Source organism: Paenibacillus sp. MSJ-34 (assembly GCF_018918005.1).
Classification (GTDB): Bacteria; Bacillota; Bacilli; order Paenibacillales; family Paenibacillaceae; genus MSJ-34.
This window is the reverse complement of sequence record NZ_JAHLPR010000099.1, coordinates 1-4,788: the sequence shown is the minus strand read 5'-3', so window position 1 is coordinate 4,788 and position 4,788 is coordinate 1. Positions and strand designations below refer to the sequence as shown.

Annotated in this window: 5 protein-coding genes; 3 read left to right on the top strand and 2 right to left on the bottom strand. The window is 44.8% G+C overall.

The features are described from left to right. The first annotated feature begins 324 nt into the window (after window positions 1-324). From KQI79_RS26910 to KQI79_RS26895, 3 genes are all read left to right on the top strand, one after another. Window positions 325-1,866, top strand: a complete 1,542-nt coding sequence (locus KQI79_RS26910) for a right-handed parallel beta-helix repeat-containing protein (protein WP_216541421.1) — start codon at window positions 325-327, stop codon at window positions 1,864-1,866. 321 nt (window positions 1,867-2,187) lie between these two features. After that, the gene (locus tag KQI79_RS26900) at window positions 2,188-2,535 is read left to right on the top strand and encodes an MmcQ/YjbR family DNA-binding protein (RefSeq protein WP_216541419.1); all 348 of its coding nucleotides are present in this window, start codon (window positions 2,188-2,190) and stop codon (window positions 2,533-2,535) included. Between the two features lie 158 nt (window positions 2,536-2,693). Continuing rightward, entirely contained in the window at window positions 2,694-3,236 is a 543-nt protein-coding gene (locus KQI79_RS26895; RefSeq protein ID WP_216541418.1) for a GNAT family N-acetyltransferase, read from the top strand. Window positions 3,237-3,306: 70 nt separating this feature from the next. Here the strand turns inward: KQI79_RS26895 and KQI79_RS26890 are convergent, their stop codons facing one another. Together KQI79_RS26890 and KQI79_RS26885 are read right to left on the bottom strand one after the other, a co-directional pair. After that, window positions 3,307-3,927: a class I SAM-dependent methyltransferase gene (locus KQI79_RS26890; protein ID WP_216541417.1), complete on the bottom strand. Its 621-nt coding sequence runs from the start codon at window positions 3,925-3,927 to the stop codon at window positions 3,307-3,309. Window positions 3,928-3,960: 33 nt separating this feature from the next. Beyond that, window positions 3,961-4,659 carry a DUF4386 domain-containing protein gene (locus KQI79_RS26885; protein ID WP_216541416.1) on the bottom strand — a complete coding sequence of 233 codons (699 nt, stop codon included), beginning with the start codon at window positions 4,657-4,659 and terminating at the stop codon, window positions 3,961-3,963. Between the last annotated feature and the right edge of the window lie 129 nt (window positions 4,660-4,788).

Here is a 4,788-nt window from a genome sequence, read left to right as displayed (position 1 = left end):
AACTTCATAGTAAGCGCCTCCTGATAGGTTTTTAGGGCTCTAGACCCGTCACACCCCTATCATACGAGGCGCTCCTGTTTTTTTCAAAGGCCATTTCTTAGCCTACACAGGAATGTTTACACCAGCTAAAAGGTGATTTACAGGCGATTAGCGTGTTTACGTTTCGTATAGCCTACTCGACGGGTCGTCAGCCGCCGGCGGTATTGATGAAATCGACTCTTTTGCAGGAATTGTATTCGCCACGGTCATATGTTACATTTAATTATTATTTTGGAGGCGGATGTTGAAACAATTGTTTTAAAAATTCGAAGGAGTTGATAGTTAGTGTTGAAATTGGGCAGACTCATGTTGATTGCCTTGGGCGTCGCCACTTTAGGGCTTGCCCTTGGAAATGCGGCCCCGTCGGATGCTTCGACGTCAGGAGCAGAGTATTATGTATCTCCGAACGGCAACGATTCGAATGCCGGAACGCTCGAATCTCCTTGGAAAACGATGCAGCACGCTGCCGACGTAGCCATGCCGGGAAGTACGGTCTATGTGCGCGGAGGTACATATAACAAGAAGCTGAGCATTACGCGCTCAGGCTCGGCTGCCGCAGGCCCGATTACATTCACGAATTATGCTTCGGAGCTGCCGGTCATTGACGGTACCGGTCTGTCCGTCACCGGCCAGGAAGGACTCGTGCAAATTATCAATGCCGGCTATATTACGATCAAAGGCTTCGAGATCCGAAACTTTACGACGTCGACTAGCAATAAGGTGCCTGTCGGCATTTACGTCGAAGGGAGCGGCAGCAACATCAGCATCTTGAACAATAAGGTGCATAACATCAAAAACACGGCAACCCCATCGGGCAAGGAACTGCTGGGACGGGATGCGCACGGCATCGCCGTGTACGGCACCGAAAACAGATCGATCAACAACATTACGATCGACGGCAATGAACTGTACAATCTCGTGCTCGGCTCCAGCGAATCGCTTGTCGTGAACGGCAACATAGATACGTTTGCCATTACGAACAACCGGATTCACGACAACGATAATATCGGCATCGATGTGATCGGCTTTGAAAACACAGCGCCCAGCGCGGCCTACGATCAGGCGCGCAACGGACTTATTAAAGGAAATATCATATATAACATATCATCCAACAACAATCCGTCGTACGGCATAAAACTTCCAAACGATAGTAATTCTGCTGGCGGAATCTACGTCGATGGCGGTAAAGATACCGTCATTGAGCGGAACTACAGCTATAACAACGATATTGGCGTAGAAATCGCTTCGGAGCACAAGAATCGCTCAACCAGCAATATCACTGTTCGCAATAATATCATATATAAGAATCGTTATACCGGTATTGCGATGGGCGGGTATGAAACAGGCCTGGGTTCCACTGTGAATAGCAAGATCGTTAATAACACGTTGTATAAAAATGATATCGTAGGGTTAACCGGCGGACAGTTGCTGCTCCAGTACAATACGAAAAACAATGTGATCAAAAACAATATTATGGTTGCATCCTTCTCCAATTACCTGATCTATAACGAGTACACCAAGAATAGGGGCAACGTGGTCGATTATAACCTGTATTTCGGGCCGGCCGGCAGCGCGGGCAGCTTGTGGAAGTGGAAAAACAAGCTTCGCACCGGATTCGCCTCCTATCAATCTGCTACGGGAAATGATGCGCATTCGTTGTTCGTTGATCCTCAATTTGCCAATGAAACGGGCAATGATTTCCACTTGAAGCCGACATCTCCTGCAATTGATGCAGGATACACGGATAGGGCGATAATCGGAGATTGCGATATTGACGGTGAACCTAGAGTGCAGGGAGCTTTCGTGAATATCGGAGCGGACGAGTAGACGTTATTGCAGCGGGGGTATCCGCCATTTCCGATTGTCGCGGATGACGGAGCTTGCCGTGTTGGAAGAGCGCTTTCCTATGCCGCCTGAGTTTAACCTAACCCGTTACCGTCCGCCGGACGATCACAACATACGGGTGCTGGTTCGGGTAAAATTGAAGAGGAGTTGTTGTAATAATACAACGAGAGTTAAGCTTGGTTTAACCCGTTTTCGTTGCCGCAAAACTAGTACTGGAAAAATCTACGATTTATGAGTAGAATGAACGAAAGAAGTAAACCTGATAGTGAAATACTTTGTCATCTGCGAAGGAGAGGTGCCGATTTGGAAAGAAGTATCATCGATTACTGTTTGCGAAAGAAAGGAGCGAGTAAGGATTATCCCTTCGGACCCGAACCATTGGTGATCAAAGTTGCCGGCAAGATGTTCGCTCTTATTTCTGACAAAGGGGATTCTTTTGACATAAGCCTAAAATGCGACCCGGTGATTGCCGAAAACTTGAGAGAGCAATATGAGGCTATTCGGCCAGGGTACCATATGAACAAGAACCACTGGAACACCATTACGATCGATGGTTCCTTGCCAATGTCGGAGATCTTCGACATGATCGACCATTCTTACGATCTGGTTGTCAAAAATCTTCCCAGGAGTCTCCGGGAATCTATACTGTAAGTGGAAACCAAAGCGTTTCACACCATATGACGGACATCCGTTTCAAGAGAGCGGGGGTGTCCTCTATTTAAATCATATAAACTGATTCAAAGATCTGCCCAAAATCATAATAGAGAGAGCGAGAAACAATATCATTAAATGAACTGGGATGGTGTAAGATGTCTGAGCAGCAAATATACATCCGGTTCCTTGACGATGCGGACGCCGCAGAATTGGCAGCGATGTACAAGCGCAACAGGGAGTTCTTCGGGAAGTTTTCACCAGAAAACCCGGAAGAGTTTTATACGGAGGAGCACCAGCTCCAAGCAATAATGAAGAGTCAGTCTGACAGGGAATCGGATCGGAGATATTCCTTCGTGATATGCCACAAGGAGAACGACCAAATTATAGGCAACGTTGATCTGTCCTTTGTGGTGCGGGGATCGCTTCAGAGCTGCATGATCGGATACAACTTAGACCAGGCTTATAACGGCAAGGGTTATATGACGGAGGCAGTGAAGCAGGTCGTTCGCTATGCCTTCGAAGAGCTGAAGTTTCACCGGATCGTCGGGGAAGTTTCTCCTCGGAATCCCGGATCTATCCGCGTTCTGGAGAATGCCGGCTTCCATAAAGAAGGTATTGCGCGCAGCAACGTTAAGATTAACGGGGTGTGGGAAGATCATCAGGTGCTAGCCCTCATCAATCCGTCCAAGGATATCTAGTTAGTAGTTCAACAAGCTTGAAAGCAGCCGGCCAAGAGGACCAGCTGCTTTTTTTCATAGAAGCAAGTCCTCAAATCTTCCTAGCAACAATGAAATATTCCTGAGAACTTTTCTTCAAGCAATCCGACTCGACAATTGAAAAATTGCCTTCCTCAATGGTATCGATTAAATTGCGTATTTTAAATGATCTTATAATCGGTACTAGACCAACTCTACCTGCAAAGAGTAACAAGTTTCTTAGAAATATTTTTTCTCCTACGCATGGTGTCGCAGAAATCAATAATCCTCCGGGTTTCAACAGTTCATTCATTCTTCGTAGAACGATATGTTCATCTTCCAACAAATGCAGCACATGAAAGACCAGGATGACATCAAATGAGCCTTTCTTATACCTTTCATCAAAAATGGTCGAGTGAGCATAATTTATATTTGCAATATTTCGTTCCGTTGCCTTTTTTTCCGCAATTGCTATCATAGAAGAAGATATATCAACCGCATGAATCCCTTTCACATATTCTGCAATTTCATTGGATATCAATCCAGTCCCGCAGCCGTAATCCAAAACCATATCGCTTATTTTGAGATGCGTTTTCGTCCTTTTTATGATATTGATGTAAGTCTGTTCATCCTTCATCTCTAATCGATCATATTTGCTTGCCGTTTTGTCCCAAAAACGTTCTGATTTATTCATTTCAGTTACACCTTCTTTTCTAAGGCATCGATCTTAATTGGATACAAAATCCTGTTTCGTCCGGTTGAATCCTTCGATGATAAGCCAAATAGCCAGAATCAATTGTTGAAAGGCAATTGGAATGTTCAACATCATGTAGGTTGCATCCAGACCGATGAAGCGAATCATAAATAATAAGCTCGCCAATATGGACAATATAGACCCAATAAGACCCGAAACGGACAACCAACGTGGGACTAATTTGGTTTGATAAAATATGCAGTTATATAAGAACATAGCCAAAACAAATGCGAGTGTCGTTGCCACATGATTCGTCAAATCTCGTCCTTCCCGCAACAATCCGCCCAGAGTCTGAACATACGAACCATTCAGAGTTGCAACTTTTGCAAATTCGTGGCTTAATGTCAATAGCGACAGAAGAATGATGACACCAATAATAATGAACACACCCGCAATCATGCCGAAAGCAACAGATCCACGGGCTAAACTTTGATTATGCTTACTTAAAATCGGATACATGACAATAGGAATACCAACATAAGCAACAACCATTAACAACTGGAAAAACGCTCCTATCAGTACCTGATTTTCATTTGTAGAAGCCTTGACAAGGTAGTCTGCTCCATCTATAACAGGAACAACACTAAACATGCCTGTAACCAACCCGGCTATTAATAACACCCCCGTAATTACCGCAGACCTTCTACCTGAATTCGTACTCTTCCTTAACATACTTTAACCTCCTCGTATAGTATCTTTTGAAAGCTCTTATAGGTTAGTTTCCATCCCCTGAGGGGGATGGAAAACGGCCTCGAAATTTCCAGGCTCGTTCTTTGAAAATTTCATCTGGGACTGGACTTT